A 367-nucleotide genomic window follows, 5' to 3' on the forward strand; every position below is an offset into this window, starting at 1 on the left:
CATGCGCGTTCGTCCCACTGATCCCGAACGACGACACACCCGCCCGCCGCCGACGCCCCGACTCCCGCACCCAGGGCCGTTCCTCGTCCAGCAGCCGCACCGCGCCCGCCGACCAGTCGACGGCCGGGGTGGGTTCGGTGATGTGGAGGGACTTGGGCAGCACGCCGTGCCGCAGCGCGAGCACCGTCTTGATGACGCCCGCGATACCGGCGGCGGCCTGGGCGTGCCCGATGTTCGACTTCAACGAGCCCAGCCACACCGGCCGTTGGGCGGGCCGGTCCCGCCCGTACGTGGCGAGCAGCGCCTGGGCCTCGATCGGGTCGCCCAGCGTCGTGCCGGTGCCGTGCGCCTCGACCGCGTCCACATC

At 73.8% G+C, this 367-nt stretch carries 1 protein-coding gene; it reads right to left on the minus strand.

Annotated features, from left to right (window positions below; translation table 11 throughout):
• The coding region (locus tag ACSNOC_RS27960) for a hypothetical protein (protein WP_436750363.1) at nucleotides 1-367 on the minus strand (367 nt) is incomplete at both ends.

This window comes from Streptomyces sp. URMC 129 (assembly GCF_051386415.1).
In the GTDB taxonomy this organism is placed as follows: Bacteria; Actinomycetota; Actinomycetes; order Streptomycetales; family Streptomycetaceae; genus Streptomyces.